Below are 14,396 nucleotides of genomic sequence, written 5' to 3'. Positions count from 1 at the left end.
ACTGGGCCGCCTGAACGGCTGAGCCGGCTGAGCCGCCTTCCGGAGGCGCGGGGCGCGCCCCGCGCCTTCGCGCGTCAGAGGCCGAACCGGCGCAGCAGCCTGGCCAGCGGTGAGCCGCGGCCGGGCCCCTCGCTCACGAAGAGCGCCAGGTGGCCGCCCTTGGTGAAGTAGACGGCGACGTCCGCCGGACCGGCCGGCCGCCGCTGCGGGCCGGTCCGCAGGCCCTCGGCGCGGACGGAGCCGAACCGCGCCTCGCGGGTGACGCCGAGCGCGGTCGCCGCCACGTGCACGTCCCAGCGGCCCGGCTCCACGGCGGCGGGGTCGGCGACGGCCTCGAACCCGCGGGCGCCGTCCGGGCGGGGCACGGCGGGGAAGCCGTGCTCCTTGCCGGACGTCCGCTCCCGCAGGATGACGTCCACGGCCGTGTGGGCGGTCTCGACGCGCTGGAGCGCGGCGACGCCGCGGATGCGCACCTTGCGGCCCTGCCAGGAGACGGCGTCCAGCCGGTGCTCCACGCCCACCTCGGCGGTGATGTCGGCGTCCTGCCGGGAGACTCCGCGCAGGTAGGGGTACATCGCGTAGATGCGTCCGCCGACCACGACGGCGCCCGCCGGGCTGCCCTCGACCTCGTCGCGGATCAGCCGCTCCAGCTCCTCGCGCAGCCCGTGCTGGATGCAGAACGCCCGGAGCCGGGCGGACGCGGGCATGGCGGCGCGGGCGGCCTGGCTCAGCCCCTCCTCGCCGATGACGCGGCGGGTGCCCTCCACGAGCCGCTCCCGCTGGACGCGGTCGAGGCTCAGGTAGCGGTGGTCGTACACGCGCAGCACGTCGTGCAGGACGCTGGCGAAGCTGTTCGAGGTGTGGTCAGAGGCGCACTCCGAGGTGCAGTCCGAGGTCACGGGTCTCTCCTGATCGGCCGGGGACATCGGTCACGTTATGACGTCGCGCCATCGCGCACAGTGAAATCCCGGTGGTGTGTCCTCCTGGATGCATACTCGGTATTGCCTACGGCATACGCGGTATGCATACTTGGTAGGTATGTCAATCCGTCACGGCCTGCTGGCACTGCTGTCCCAGGGGCCCCGCTACGGCTACCAGCTGCGCGCCGAGTTCGAGTCCTCCACCGGCGCCACCTGGCCGCTCAACATCGGCCAGGTCTACTCCACCCTCTCCAGGCTCGAACGCGACGACCTCGTCACCCGCGTCGGCGCCGACGACGAGGGCCGCTTCGTCTACCGGATCACCCCGGCGGGCGAGGAGGACGTCCGGCGGTGGTTCGCCACCCCGATCGTCCGGGGCGACCGGCCCCGCGACGAGCTGGCGATCAAGCTGGCGATGGCCGTCACCACACCGGGGGTGGACGTCGCCCGCGTCGTCCAGACCCAGCGCACCGCCACCCTGCGCACCCTGCAGGACCTCACCCGGCTGAAGGCCGACGCGCCCGCCGTACCCGCCGACCAGGGAGAGCGGGCCTGGCGCCTCGTACTGGAATCCATGATCTTCCAGGCGGAGGCCGAGGTGCGCTGGCTGGACCACTGCGAGGCGTACGTCGCCCGCGCCGAGCCGCCCGCCCCGATCGCGCCCGCCGAGGCTCCCGCGAACACCGAGGCTCCCGCGGACACCGGGCCGCCCGCGAACCCCGGCGAGGAGGCGCGGCGATGAGCGTCCTCGCGCTGCGGGAGGTGTCCCGCGACCACGGGAGCGGCGTGGCCCTCGTGCACGCCCTCGCCGGGGTGACCATGGACGTCGCGGCGGGCGAGTTCGTCGCGGTGATGGGCCCGTCCGGCTCCGGCAAGTCGACGCTGCTGACCCTCGCCGGCGGCCTCGACACGCCCACGTCCGGGCGGGTCGTCGTGGACGGCGCCGACCTCGGCGCGCTCAGCCGGGCGGGCCGCTCGGCCCTGCGCCGCCGCTCCGTCGGCTACGTCTTCCAGGACCTCAACCTCATCCCCAGCCTCACCGCCGCCGAGAACGTCATGCTGCCGCGCGAGCTGGACGGCGTCCGCGCCCGGCACGCCCGCGGGGAGGCGCGGCGGGCGCTGGAGGAGGTCGGCGTCGGGGAGCTGGCCGACCGCTTCCCGGACGAGATGTCCGGCGGCCAGCAGCAGCGCGTCGCGATCGCCCGCGCGCTCGTCGGCGACCGCCGGCTCGTCCTCGCCGACGAACCCACCGGCGCGCTCGACAGCCACACCGGCGAGGACGTCATGCGGGTCCTGCGGAGCCGCTGCGACGCGGGCGCGTCCTGCCTGATGGTGACGCACGAGTCCCGGCACGCCGCCTGGGCGGACCGGGTCGTGTTCCTGCGCGACGGCCGGCTCGTCGACGCCACCCCCGGCCCCTCCGGCCCCGAGACCCTGCTCCAGGAGACGACGTGAACCGGTACGGATTCGCGCTGCGCCTCGCCCGGCAGGACGCGCTGCGCGCCAAGGGCCGCACGGCGCTCGTGCTGGGCATGATCGGGCTGCCGATCTGCGCCGTGGTCGCCCTCGCCGTGCTGCAGGCGACCGGCAGGGCCCGGGACCGGTCGGCCGGTGCGGGCCACGCGTCCGCCGCCGAGAGCGCCGTGCTGGCGCTGACCGTAGCGATGATCGTGCTGGAGGTCGTGCTGCTGGCCGGGCCGGCGTTCGTGGTGGACGTCCGGCGGCGGCGCCGCGACCTCGCGCTCGTCGCCGCGTCCGGCGGGGCGGGCCGGCACCTGCGCGCCGTCGTGCTGGCGAGCGGGCTGCTGCTCGGCGGGACCGCCGCGATCGGCGGGGCGGGGCTCGGGATCGCCGGCGCCGCCGCCGTCACGTGGACCGCCGAGGCCCGCGGCGCCGAACCGATCGGCCCGTTCACCGTGCCGTGGCTCCTCGTCGCCGCGACGATGCTGGTCGGCGCGGGCAGCGGGCTGCTCGCCGCCCTCGTCCCGGCCGCGCAGGCCGCCCGGATGGACGTCGTCGCCGCCCTCGCCGGGCGCCGCGAGGCGCCGGCCGCGGCCCGCCGCGGCTGGCCGGTCGCCGGCGGCGTCCTCGTCGTCGCGGGCGCGGCGCTGTGCCTGGAGGGCGTCCGGAGATGGCGCGAGTTCGGCGCCGCGATCGGCGCGGCCGCGATCATCGTCGGGCTCGTGCTCGCCTGCCCGTGGCTGGTCGGGGCGACCGGCCGGCTCGCGCGCCGGCTGCCGCTGCCGCTGCGCCTCGCCGTCCGCGACGCCGAGCGCAACCGGGCCCGCACCGCGCCCGCCGTCGCCGCGATCATGGCGGCCGTCGCCGGGATCACCGCGCTGGCCATCGGGGGTGCCAGCGACTTCCGGCAGGAGCAGATCGAGTACCAGGCGCAGCTCCCCATGGGATCGGCGCTGGTCAGGCCGCCGCTGGACCGGGCCGACGCGGTCGGGGAGGCCGTCCGGCGCGACCTGCCGGGCGTGCCCGTCGTCACGCTGAAGGCCCTGCCGGGGCCGGACGGGGTCTGCATGGACGACGACTCGGCGAAGTGCCCCGCCGTCGAGTTCGCCGCCGAGCGCGACGGGAACGCCGCCTTCGACCTCATGGACAACGTGGTCGGCGGTGCCCGCGAGGCCCGCATGGTCCTCGGCCATGACGATGCCGCCGTCGCCGCCGCGCTGGACGCGGGGAAGGTCGTGCTGTTCCGCGCCCGGCCCCCGGCCGGCGGCGTGACGAGTGCCAAGGTCTTCTACTGGGACGACGACGAGGAGCACACCGTCCGGACGGTCAAGGACCTGCCGGCCGTCGCTGCCGCGGGCGACCCGCACGTGCGGGCGATCGTCCCGCCCGAGGCCGCGGAGAGGATCGGGCTGCCCGTCCGGACCGAGGCGTTCGGCGTCGACCGCGCCGACCACCGCGTCACCGAGGCCGAGCAGGCGCGCCTGGACGAGACCCTGGACGGCTTCACCCGCAACGACGGGTCCGTCTACGTCGAACGCGGCTTCACCGGGTCGTTCGGCAAGATCACGCTGCTGCTCGCGGGGGTCGCGGCCGTCCTGGCGCTCGGCGGCTCGCTGATCGCCACCGGGCTGGCGTCCGCCGACGCCCGGCCCGACCTCGCGACGCTCGGCGCGATCGGCGCGCGGCCGGGCACCCGCCGGCTGCTGACCATGGGCCGGGCGGCGTTCATCGCCGCGCTCGGCTGCTGGCTCGGCATGGCGGCCGGCCTCGTCCCCGGCATCGCGGTGACGCGCCCGCTGACCGCCGACGTCGCGGACGGCGCCGCCCCGCACGGCGTGATCGTGGACGTCCCGTGGACGCTGCTGCCGGTGGTCGGCATCGGCATCCCGCTGCTCGTCGCGCTCGTCGCCGGGGCGTGCACCCGCTCCCGCCTGCCGCTGGCCCGGCGCATCGCGGCATAGGAATCGGCAGCGGAAAAGCACGGTCATGTGAAGCGCGTCGCAGGGGAAACGCGCGGGCCGGAACCCGGCCGCGCGCCGGACCGGTGGTAGCGTCCGGCGCGTGGCCGAGGTCGTCGTGGCGCAGGGACCGGCACGCGAGGTCCCCGCCGGCACAGGGGGAGACGCCCGGCGCCGTCGCCTGCTGCTCGCCGCGCTGGTCGCGGCGAGCGCGCTGCTGTACGCGGCGTACTCGCTGATGCGGCTGCGCGCCTTCCGGACCGGCAGCTACGACCTGGTGATCTTCGACCAGGCGGTCCGCTCCTACAGCCGCTTCGACCTGCCGGTCGCCATGGTGAAGGGCGTCCACAACGGCTTCGGGCCGTACTTCTCCGTCCTCGGCGACCACTTCTCGCCGATGCTGGCGCTGCTCGCGCCGCTCTACTGGATCCACGACGGCCCCGAGACGCTGCTGGTCGCCCAGGCGGTGCTGTTCGCGCTCGCCATCTGGCCGATCTGGCGGTACGCCGAGCGCAGGCTCGGCCCGGGCGCGGCCTACTGCGCGGCCGGCGCCTACACGCTGTCCTGGCCGATCGCCGAGGCGCTCGCGTTCGACTTCCACGAGGTCGCGTTCGTGCCGCTGCTGTCGGCGCTGCTGGTCGAGCGGCACGACGCCGGGCGGCACGCCCAGGCGGCGGTGGCGGCGTTCGCGCTGCTGCTGGTCAAGGAGGACATGGGCCTCCTGCTCACCGGCTTCGGCCTCTACCTGCTCACCCGCCCCGACGAGCAGGACGGCGAGCGGCGCGGGCCGCGCGACCTGCTGCCCGGGGGCGACCGGCGGGCCGGCCTCGCCTACGTCGTCGTCGGCCTGGTCGCCACCTGGCTCTGCTCGCGCGTGCTCATCGCGGCCTTCGGCGGCGACAACGGCTACTACTGGGCTTACGGCGCGCTCGGCCCGGACGTGCCGCACGCCGCCGCCCACGCCCTCACCCATCCGTGGGACGTCGCGACCGTCCTCGTCGACCCGCCGCAGAAGGCCGCGACGATGGCGCTGGTCGTCCTGCCGCTGCTCCTGCTGCCGCTGGCGTCCCCGCTCACCCTCACCGCCGTGCCGATGCTGGCCGAGCGGATGCTCGCGAGCCGCTTCGGCAACTGGTGGGAGCCGCACTACCACTACAACGCGTTCATCATCGCCGTGCTCGTCCTCGCGGCGGTGGACGGGGCGGCGCGGCTGCGCGGGCGGCTGCGCGGGCGGTGGGGGCCGGCGCGGCGGGTCCCGGCCGTCCCGCCGATGGCCGCGGTGCTGGCCGCCACGCTCGCCTGCGCGCCGTTCTTCGCCTACCGGCATCTGGCCGACCCGGCGCTGTGGCGGCCGAACGAGCGGGCCCGCGCGGCGTCGGCCGCGGCGGCGACGATCCCCGACGGGGCGCTCGTCGAGGCGGCCAACGGCGTCGGACCCGCGCTGACGTCCCGCGCCCGCGTGCTGCTGTGGGACGAGCGGTCGCGCGGCGCGCCCTGGGTCGTCGCCTACGTCGGGCGGCTGGAGTTCCCGTTCGGGTCGGTCGCCGGGCAGCGGCGGCGGGTCGCCGAACTGGAGGCCGCCGGATACCGGCAGGTCTTCCAGCGGGACGGATATATCGTGCTGCACCGGGACGTCCCCGACCCGTGGTGACGGCCGCCGCGATCGTTTGGACGGATTGTCCAGTGACTGGTGGACGACAATGTGGTCAGAATGCCGGTGAAGGTACCGTTCGGATAAATATGCCTACCGTTTTTGGGTATGTTGCCTGATACTTGAAGAAAGCCGTGACGGCCGCGGCCGGTGCGGGGAGCACCTGCGCGAACACTCGGTGACCGCCGCCGGAGCGGGTCTTGGGGCGAAGTGCATGAGCGGTGCGAGGCTGATCGAGGCCGCCGGAAGGTCACCGGCCGGAGACGGCGCGGAATTCGCTGCCGGTCCGGCAATGCCGCAGGCAGGTAAATCTCTGAATAACGGTGTGGAGTCATGACATGCCGGCGCAAGGCGACAGGGACGTCCGGCGCTGGGAGACGTGCGGGCAGGCGTGGATCGGCGTGCTCCGGTACGTCTGGGCGGCCGGCGAGGCCGGGCTGGAGGACGGCGGGCCGATCATCGAAGGACCCCCGCTGCTCTTCGAGATCACCTCACTGAGCTGGGAGGATCCGATCCTCCACGAGCACGGCGACCGGGCCAGGCTGGTCCGGCGGGCCCAGGAGCGGACCCGGCGCGTCGTCCGCGGCCGGTACTGGCCGAGGCTGCACGACCTGGACGGGCACGACCAGATCCGCTGGGTGGTGGACCTGCTGCGGGCCAGGCCGTGGACGACGAGCGCGTGGATCTCGCTGACGATCCCGGGCGAGCCGGCGGACGGGCTGCCGGCCCTGACCGCGCTGTCGTTCCGCATCCGCGGCTACCGGCTGACCATGACGGCGATGTTCCGGTCGCAGAACGTGCACCGCGGCTACCTGATGTACATCCCGCTGCGGGAGGTGCAGGTGGGGGTCGCCGAGGAGCTGGGGCTGCCCGCCGGGCCGCTGCGCGTGTTCGTGGACGTCCCGCACATCCACGTCGCGGACGCGGAGCGGGTGGCGACCGTGCTCGCCGCCGTACCGGAACCGAACGCGGCCTGACAGACCAGGGCGAACTCGGCCGGACGGGTAGTTACCGGTGAGTGTTTCCCTGCCGCGATCCGCCGCGGCCCACGGGTTATAGACTCGGCTGCCGGGGGCGAGGGCCACGACGAGGTGACTCGCGACTTCACCTGCAGGCAGCACACACCACTCACTTTCCGAAGGACTGTTTTCTCTTGAGCAAGCCCGTCGTCCTCGTCGCAGAAGAACTCTCCCCGGCCGGCATCGCCGTGCTGGAGGCCGACTTCGACGTCCGGCACGTCGACGGCGGCGACCGCGAGCAGCTGCTCCCGGCCGTCGCCGACGTCGACGCGCTGATCGTGCGGAGCGCCACCAAGGTCACCGCCGAGGTGTTCCAGCACGCCAAGAAGCTGCGGGTCGTGGCCCGCGCCGGCGTCGGCCTCGACAACGTCGACGTCGAGGCCGCCACCAAGGCCGGCGTCATGGTCGTCAACGCGCCCACGTCCAACATCGTCACCGCCGCCGAGCACGCGATCGCGCTGCTCCTCGCCACCGCGCGCAACGTCCCGCAGGGCCACTCCGCGCTCAAGCAGGGCGAGTGGAAGCGCTCGAAGTACACCGGCGTCGAGCTGCAGGGCAAGACCGTCGGCGTGCTCGGCCTCGGCCGCATCGGCGTCCTCGTCGCGCAGCGCCTCGCCGCCTTCGACATGAACGTGATCGCGTTCGACCCCTACGTGCAGGCCGCCCGCGCCGCGCAGCTCGGCGTGAAGCTCGTCACGCTGGAGGAGCTGCTCCGCGAGAGCGACTTCATCACCGTCCACCTGCCGAAGACGCCCGAGACCCTCGGCCTCATCGGCGACCGCGAGCTGCAGCAGGTCAAGCCGTCCGTCCGGATCGTCAACGCCGCCCGCGGCGGGATCGTGGACGAGGGGGCCCTCGACCTCGCGATCAAGGACGGCCGGGTCGCCGGCGCCGGCATCGACGTGTTCAGCACCGAGCCGTGCACCGAGAGCCCGCTGTTCCACCACGACAACGTCGTCGTCACCCCGCACCTCGGCGCCAGCACCCACGAGGCGCAGGAGAAGGCCGGCACGCAGGTCGCCCGCTCGGTGAAGCTCGCCCTGTCCGGCGAGTTCGTGCCGGACGCCGTGAACGTGCAGGGCGGCGCGGTCGCCGAGGACGTCAAGCCGGGCCTGCCGCTCGCCGAGAAGCTCGGCCGCATCTTCACCGCCCTCGCCGGCGGCGTCCCCGTCCGGCTCGACGTCGTCGTCCGCGGCGAGATCGCCGAGCACGACGTGAAGGTCCTCGAACTCGCCGCGCTCAAGGGCGTGTTCGTGGACGTCATCGAGGAGGCCGTGACGTTCGTCAACGCGCCGCTCCTGGCCCGCGACCGCGGCGTCGAGGTGACCCTCACCACGTCCGAGGACAGCCCCGACTGGCGCAACGTCGTGCAGGTGCGCGGCACCATGGCCGGCGGCGACGTCGTGTCGGTGTCCGGCACGCTGACCGGCCCGAAGCACGCCGAGCGGATCATCGAGATCAACGGCTACAACATGGAGCTCGTCCCGACCGAGCACATGGCGTTCTTCTCCTACGTCGACCGCCCCGGCATCGTCGGCGCCGTCGGGAAGCTGCTCGGCGACGAGGACGTCAACATCGCCGGGATGCAGGTCGGCCGGGACGTCAAGGGCGGCAGGGCGCTGATCGCGCTGACCGTCGACTCGGCCGTCTCCCCGCAGCTCGTCGACGCCATCACCAAGGAGGTCGGCGCCGACATGGGCCGCCGCGTCGACCTCGACGGCTAGGCGCGGGAAGCCTTCCGCCACGGGCGGGCGCGCCGGCGCGCCCGCCCGTGATGTATCCCACCCCAAGTCCATCTCAGATACCGAGATTTCTGGCCACCGGTCGGGACAACTCCGCCGGGTCGGAGGTATTCTCGCAGGTAGTCATGCGGCGCTTCGTGGTAATCCTTCGCTGCCGCAGCGGGGCCTGATCATCGGCAGGCCGGCACCCGCTGCGGAGGCTCTGCCTGGCCGTGAGTCCGATTCCGAGCCGGACCGTGCGAACCACGCCCACCCGGCGGCCCTCTCGCCACAGCTCAGCGAATCTGGAGCAACCTCATGAACGACACCTGGACGAACACCCCTGCCGACGAGGCCGAGGAAGAAGCGGCCCGCGCCCTGCAGACCGCCCTGGACCGCAGGGCCGACTAGCGTCTCCCTCCTCACTTCGGGCCCTGGCCGGGCCGGTGGCCGGCGCCGTCCTCCGGGCGGTTGCGGTCACACTGGAGCCATGCCGGTTGAAGCCGCTTCTGACGATGCCGCGGGAGTGCTGAGGGACGTCGCTCGGCTCGGGCCGTACTTCGACGTCGTGACGGTCGGGGTGGACGGCCCCGCGTGGCGGTCGTTCCCTCGTGATGGTGAACGGTTGCGGGCGCTCACCCGCGACTACGGCGAGCGGCTTGGGACGACGGAGCGGCGGGTCGCGGGCTCGCTGGTGTTCCAGGGGCTCGCGGCGCGGTTGTGGTCGCCCGCCGTGGCCGCCGCGGCGGTCGGGATCGTCCCGGATCTGCGCGACCTGCGATGGCGGTGGGCGCCGGGCGAGCCGATCAGGCTGGGGCTCGCGGAGCCCGCGGGCTGGCATGTGCAAGGGATCGCGGAGGCCGCCGCGCTTGTTCACGACGTGGTGATGGACGGGCAGCTCCGGCCGTTGCGCGAGGCGATGCTGGAGTTCACCGGCCTTGCGGACGGGCTCATCTGGGGCAACGCGGCGTCCGCGCTGGCCGGGAGCCTCAACGTGGGGCCGGCCGAGCCCGCGAGAGGCGACCTGGTGCGGGCGCTGCTGGCGCGGGAGCCGCTGGCCGGGGCGGGGAACTTCGGGCCGGACGGGTTCGTCCGGAAGAGTTGCTGCCTGTACTGCCGGGTGCCCGGTGGCGGGATGTGCGGGGATTGCGGGCTCCTGCCCGGATCGTGAGACGGAAGCCCACGCAGTGAGACGTTTGCAGTAGAGTGCGCCCATGGCTTCGCGCAGCATTCGTCTGGCCGTCATCCCCGGTGACGGGATCGGCCCCGAGGTGGTCGCCGAGGGACTGAAGGTCCTCGACGCCGTGTCCGGCGACCTCAGGTTCGAGCAGACCCCCTACGACCTGGGCGCCGCCCGCTGGCACCGGACGGGGGAGACGCTGCCCGACTCGGTGCTGGCCGAGCTGCGCGAGCAGGAGGTCATCCTGCTCGGCGCCGTCGGCGACCCGAGCGTGCCCAGCGGGACGCTGGAGCGCGGGCTGCTGCTGCGGACCCGGTTCGAGCTCGACCACTACGTCAACCTGCGTCCGGTGAAGCTGTTCCCGGGCGTCCAGACCCCGCTAGCGGGCGTGGGGCCCGATGACATCGACATGGTCGTCGTCCGGGAGGGCACCGAGGGGCCGTACACCGGTGTCGGCGGCGTGCTGCGGAAGGGCACCCCGCACGAGGTCGCCACGCAGGAGAGCGTGAACACCGCGTACGGGGTCGAGCGGGTCGTCCGGTACGCGTTCGAGGTGGCGGCGTCCCGGCCGCGCAGGAAGCTCACGCTGGTCCACAAGGACAACGTCCTGACGTTCGCGGGTGATCTGTACCAGCGCGTCCTGAAGCGGGTCGGCGCGGAGTACCCGCAGGTCACTACGGATTACGTCCATGTCGACGCGGCCACCATGTTCTTCGTGAACCAGCCGCAGCGGTTCGACGTCGTCGTCACCGACAACCTGTTCGGCGACATCATCACCGACATCGGCGCCGCCATCGCCGGCGGGATCGGGCTCGCCGCGTCCGGCAACGTCAACCCCGACCGCACCGCGCCCTCGATGTTCGAGCCGGTGCACGGCAGCGCGCCCGACATCGCCGGGCAGGGCAAGGCCGACCCGACCGCCACGATCCTGTCCGTCGCGATGCTGCTCGACCACGTCGGCGAGGGCGACGCCGCCCGCCGCGTCGAGCAGGCCGTCTCGGACGACCTGGCCGAGCGTACGGGCCTCGGCGCCCGCTCCACGTCCCAGATCGGCGACGCGATCGCCAAGCGAGTATCCGGATAGGGCACGCCGCCTGTCCGGCCGGACCGGGTGTGCCCTCGCGGCGCGCCCGGTCTTCGGCATGCGCCGCGTGGAGGAGCAGGTCTAGACGAAGTACGACAATAGGGACTAAGGAAGCCACAGCGGCGATGGGGCCGCCCGGCGATCCGCGAGAGGACGAACCGCGATGAGCGACACCCTGGAGTTCGAGATCACGCGCACCGAGCGGCCCGCGAGCGCCGCGGAGCGCGCCGCGATCATGGCCGACCCCGGCTTCGGCCGGCACTTCACCGACCACATGATCACGATCAGGTACTCGGCGGAGCGCGGCTGGCACGACGCGAAGCTCGAACCGTACGGGCCGATCCCGATGGACCCGGCATCGCAGGTGTTCCACTACGCCCAGGAGCTCTTCGAGGGGCTCAAGGCCTACAAGCAGCCGGACGGGTCCATCGTCACCTTCCGCCCGTACATGAACGCGGCCCGGATGAACCGGTCGGCGAAGCGGATGGCGATGCCGGAGATCCCCGAGCAGCTGTTCGTGGACGCGGTCGAGCTGCTCGTCCGCACCGACCGGGAGTGGGTCCCCGACGCCGAGGGCCACAGCCTCTACCTGCGCCCGTTCATGTTCGCCACGACCCGCGCGCTCGGCGTCAACAGCCCGGCGAGCGAGTTCCTGTTCATGGTCATCGCGTCGCCGTCCGGGCTGTACTACCCGCGCGGCATCAAGCCCGTCTCGGTGTGGCTGTCGCAGGACTACACCCGCGCGGCGCCGGGCGGCACCGGCGAGGCCAAGTTCGGCGGGAACTACGCGGCGTCCTTCGCCGGGCAGGCCGAGGCCGTCCAGCAGGGCTGCGACCAGGTCGTCTGGCTCGACGCGGTGGAGCACCGCTGGGTCGAGGAGGTCGGCTCGATGAACCTCATGTTCGTCTACGGCTCCGGCGCGGGGGCCCGGCTTCTCACCCCCGCGCTCACCGGCACGCTGCTCGCCGGCGTCACCCGCGACTCGATGCTCAAGCTGGCCCCCGACCTCGGCGTCCCCACCGAGGAGGGCAAGATCAGCATCGACGAGTGGCAGGCCGGCTGCGAGTCCGGCGAGATCACCGAGGTGTTCGGCTGCGGCACCGCCGCGATCATCAGCCCGGTCGGCCGGGTCAAGGGCAGCGACCGCGAGTGGACGATCGGGGACGGCGAGCCCGGCGAGATCTCGATGCGGCTGCGCCAGGAGCTGGTCGGCATTCAGTACGGCACCCGTCCCGATCCCTACGGCTGGGTCCACGAGATCGTCTGACCTGCGGGTTCGCACGCCCCGGCGGTCCGCGCGCCGGGGCCGTGCCGTCTCATGATCTGAGACGAGTGTCCCGGGCATGGAAATCGTGTGGCAGACTGAGAACATCATGCGCCACAGCCTCGTCATTATCGGCTGGCGCGCCGGCAGCTAACGGGACAAGGCCGGCGCGCAGACCTCTCACGTCCGTGAGGGGTCTTTTTTGTGCCCTGGCGCTGATCCCTCTGGGGGTTCTCACCTATGCAAGGCGACGCGTTCCACGTCTACGACACCACCCTGCGCGACGGGTCGCAGCAGGAGGGGCTCAACCTCTCCGTGCCCGACAAGCTCGCCATCGCGCGGCACCTCGACGACCTGGGCGTCGGCTTCATCGAGGGCGGCTGGCCCGGCGCCAACCCCAAGGACACCGAATTCTTCAGGCGGGCTCGAACAGAACTCGACCTGAGGCACGCGCGGCTCACCGCGTTCGGCGCGACCCGCCGGGCCGGGGTGAAGGCGGCCGACGACCCTCAGGTCGCCGCCCTGCGCGAATCCGGCGCGTCTGTCGTGACCCTGGTCGCCAAGAGCCACGACAGGCACGTCGAGCTGGCCCTCCGCACCACCCTTGAGGAGAACCTCGCGATGATCCGCGACACGGTCTCCCATCTGCGTGCGGAGGGCCAACGAGTCTTCCTGGACGCCGAGCACTTCTTCGACGGCTACCGGGCCAACCGCGCCTACGCGCTGGAGGCCGTCCGCACCGCCGCCGAGGCCGGCGCGGACGTCGTCGCGCTCTGCGACACCAACGGCGGCATGCTGCCGGACGAGCTGGCCGAGGTCGTCGACGAGGTCGTCGGCTACGGGGTGCGGGTCGGCATCCACTGCCACGACGACTCCGGCTGCGCGGTCGCGAACACGCTCGCCGCGGTCAAGGCCGGCGCCACCCACGTGCAGGGCTGCGCGAACGGGTACGGCGAGCGCAGCGGCAACGCCAACCTGTTCACGGTCGTCGGCAACCTGCAGCTCAAGCGGGGCATGAGCCTCGTCTCGGACGCGCAGCTCGCCGAGATGACCCGGATCGCGCACGCCGTGTCCGAGGTGACCAACGTCGCGCCCAGCTCCCAGCAGCCCTACGTGGGCGTGTCGGCGTTCGCGCACAAGGCCGGGCTGCACGCGTCCGCCGTCAAGATCGACCCGGACCTGTACCAGCACATCGACCCCGCCGCCGTCGGCAACGACATGCGGATGCTGGTGTCGAGCATGGCCGGGCGCGCGTCGGTCGAGCTGAAGGGCCGCGAGCTGGGCTACGACCTGTCCGGCGAGAAGGCCAAGGCCGTCGTCGCCAAGGTCAAGGAGCTGGAGTCCACCGGCTACACCTTCGAGGCCGCGGACGCCTCGTTCGAGCTGCTGCTGCGCGAGGAGCTGACCGGCGTCCGGCAGCGGCACTTCGAGGTCGAGTCGTGGCGGTCGATCGTGGAGCGCCGCCCCGACGGGTCCATGGTCAGCGAGGCGACCGTCAAGCTGCACGCCAAGGGCGAGCGGATCATCGCGACCGGCGAGGGCAACGGCCCCGTCAACGCGCTCGACAACGCGCTGCGCATCGCGCTCGGCCGCCTCTACCCGGAGCTGGCGCGGCTGGAGCTGGTCGACTACAAGGTCCGCATCCTGGAGGGGGCGCACGGGACCGACGCCCGGACGCGGGTGCTGGTCGAGTCCAGCGACGGCGAGCGCGAGTGGGGCACCGTCGGTGTCGAGGACAACGTCATCGCCGCGTCCTGGCAGGCCCTGGAGGAGGCCGTCACCTACTGCCTGCTCCGCGCGGGCCACGAGGCGGGCTGACGGGGAATCTCTCGGGCTGGTTGGGCATTATCGGGGCATGAGCACCGAGATCACCGACAACGCCGAGAAGAACCGCTACGAGATCAGGCTGGACGGCGACCTCGCCGGGTTCGTCGACTACGAGCCGGGCGAGGGAACGGTCGCCCTCATCCACACCGAGGTCGGTTCCGCGTTCGAGGGCAAGGGCGTCGGCAGTTCGCTCGCCCGGGGCGTCCTGGACGACATCCGCGGCAAGGGCCGCTCGGTCGTCCCCGTGTGCCCGTTCATCAAGAAGTGGATCGAGAAGCACCCCGACTACCAGGACCTGGTGGCTTCCTGAC

12 protein-coding genes are annotated in these 14,396 nt (G+C 73.0%); 11 read left to right on the top strand and 1 reads right to left on the bottom strand.

Annotation, left to right across the window (positions count from 1 at the left end; all coding sequences use genetic code 11):
* Positions 1-74: 74 nt before the first annotated feature.
* On the bottom strand, positions 75-899 hold the full coding sequence (locus tag AL2_RS10510; RefSeq protein WP_067632293.1) for a hypothetical protein: 825 nt from the start codon (positions 897-899) through the stop codon (positions 75-77).
* Positions 900-1,038: 139 nt separating this feature from the next.
* On the opposite strand from AL2_RS10510, the gene AL2_RS10505 reads away from it, so the two are divergent.
* The 11 genes from AL2_RS10505 (at position 1,039) to AL2_RS10455 (ending at position 14,395) form a co-directional block, all read left to right on the top strand.
* Positions 1,039-1,662 (top strand): PadR family transcriptional regulator, encoded by a 624-nt coding sequence (locus tag AL2_RS10505; protein ID WP_067632291.1) that lies wholly within the window; start codon positions 1,039-1,041, stop codon positions 1,660-1,662.
* Positions 1,659-2,375: an ABC transporter ATP-binding protein gene (locus AL2_RS10500; protein ID WP_067632289.1), complete on the top strand. Its 717-nt coding sequence runs from the start codon at positions 1,659-1,661 to the stop codon at positions 2,373-2,375. Before AL2_RS10505 ends, AL2_RS10500 begins: the two co-directional genes overlap by 4 nt.
* Positions 2,372-4,342, top strand: a complete 1,971-nt coding sequence (locus AL2_RS10495; RefSeq protein WP_067632287.1) for an ABC transporter permease family protein — start codon at positions 2,372-2,374, stop codon at positions 4,340-4,342. The genes AL2_RS10500 and AL2_RS10495 overlap by 4 nt, the downstream gene beginning before the upstream one ends.
* A gap of 100 nt (positions 4,343-4,442) precedes the next feature.
* Positions 4,443-5,990, top strand: a complete 1,548-nt coding sequence (locus tag AL2_RS10490) for a DUF2079 domain-containing protein (RefSeq protein WP_083946305.1) — start codon at positions 4,443-4,445, stop codon at positions 5,988-5,990.
* A 338-nt stretch (positions 5,991-6,328) separates the two neighbouring features.
* Complete coding sequence (locus tag AL2_RS10485) at positions 6,329-6,967, top strand: thymidylate synthase family protein (protein ID WP_067632285.1); 639 nt, start codon at positions 6,329-6,331, stop codon at positions 6,965-6,967.
* A 176-nt stretch (positions 6,968-7,143) separates the two neighbouring features.
* The gene (gene serA / locus AL2_RS10480) at positions 7,144-8,733 is read left to right on the top strand and encodes a phosphoglycerate dehydrogenase (RefSeq protein ID WP_067632283.1); all 1,590 of its coding nucleotides are present in this window, start codon (positions 7,144-7,146) and stop codon (positions 8,731-8,733) included.
* 487 nt (positions 8,734-9,220) lie between these two features.
* Positions 9,221-9,901 (top strand): (2Fe-2S)-binding protein, encoded by a 681-nt coding sequence (locus AL2_RS10475; RefSeq protein ID WP_067632281.1) that lies wholly within the window; start codon positions 9,221-9,223, stop codon positions 9,899-9,901.
* A 43-nt stretch (positions 9,902-9,944) separates the two neighbouring features.
* Positions 9,945-10,994 carry a 3-isopropylmalate dehydrogenase gene (locus tag AL2_RS10470; RefSeq protein ID WP_067632279.1) on the top strand — a complete coding sequence of 350 codons (1,050 nt, stop codon included), beginning with the start codon at positions 9,945-9,947 and terminating at the stop codon, positions 10,992-10,994.
* A 163-nt stretch (positions 10,995-11,157) separates the two neighbouring features.
* A complete protein-coding gene (locus AL2_RS10465; protein ID WP_067632277.1) occupies positions 11,158-12,261 on the top strand; it encodes a branched-chain amino acid aminotransferase in 1,104 nt (367 codons plus the stop codon).
* 237 nt (positions 12,262-12,498) lie between these two features.
* Positions 12,499-14,076, top strand: a complete 1,578-nt coding sequence (cimA, locus tag AL2_RS10460; RefSeq protein WP_067632275.1) for a citramalate synthase — start codon at positions 12,499-12,501, stop codon at positions 14,074-14,076.
* Positions 14,077-14,113: 37 nt separating this feature from the next.
* Positions 14,114-14,395: a GNAT family N-acetyltransferase gene (locus AL2_RS10455; protein WP_067632273.1), complete on the top strand. Its 282-nt coding sequence runs from the start codon at positions 14,114-14,116 to the stop codon at positions 14,393-14,395.
* Position 14,396: the final 1 nt, after the last annotated feature.

The organism is Actinomadura latina NBRC 106108 (genome assembly GCF_001552195.1).
Lineage (GTDB): Bacteria > Actinomycetota > Actinomycetes > Streptosporangiales > Streptosporangiaceae > Spirillospora > Spirillospora latina.
Note: the sequence above shows the minus strand (reverse complement) of the source record. Positions and strands in the feature narration are given on the sequence as shown.

Excerpts from the sequence above, each read along its gene's own strand:
- AL2_RS10500 (WP_067632289.1), top strand. The coding sequence starts at position 1,659 with ATGAGCGTCCTCGCGCTGCGGGAGGTGTCCCGCGACCACGGGAGCGGC.
- AL2_RS10465 (WP_067632277.1), top strand. The coding sequence starts at position 11,158 with ATGAGCGACACCCTGGAGTTCGAGATCACGCGCACCGAGCGGCCCGCG.
- AL2_RS10505 (WP_067632291.1), top strand. The coding sequence starts at position 1,039 with ATGTCAATCCGTCACGGCCTGCTGGCACTGCTGTCCCAGGGGCCCCGC.
- AL2_RS10485 (WP_067632285.1), top strand. The coding sequence starts at position 6,329 with ATGCCGGCGCAAGGCGACAGGGACGTCCGGCGCTGGGAGACGTGCGGG.
- AL2_RS10475 (WP_067632281.1), top strand. The coding sequence starts at position 9,221 with ATGCCGGTTGAAGCCGCTTCTGACGATGCCGCGGGAGTGCTGAGGGAC.
- AL2_RS10470 (WP_067632279.1), top strand. The coding sequence starts at position 9,945 with ATGGCTTCGCGCAGCATTCGTCTGGCCGTCATCCCCGGTGACGGGATC.
- AL2_RS10455 (WP_067632273.1), top strand. The coding sequence starts at position 14,114 with ATGAGCACCGAGATCACCGACAACGCCGAGAAGAACCGCTACGAGATC.
- cimA (WP_067632275.1), top strand. The coding sequence starts at position 12,499 with ATGCAAGGCGACGCGTTCCACGTCTACGACACCACCCTGCGCGACGGG.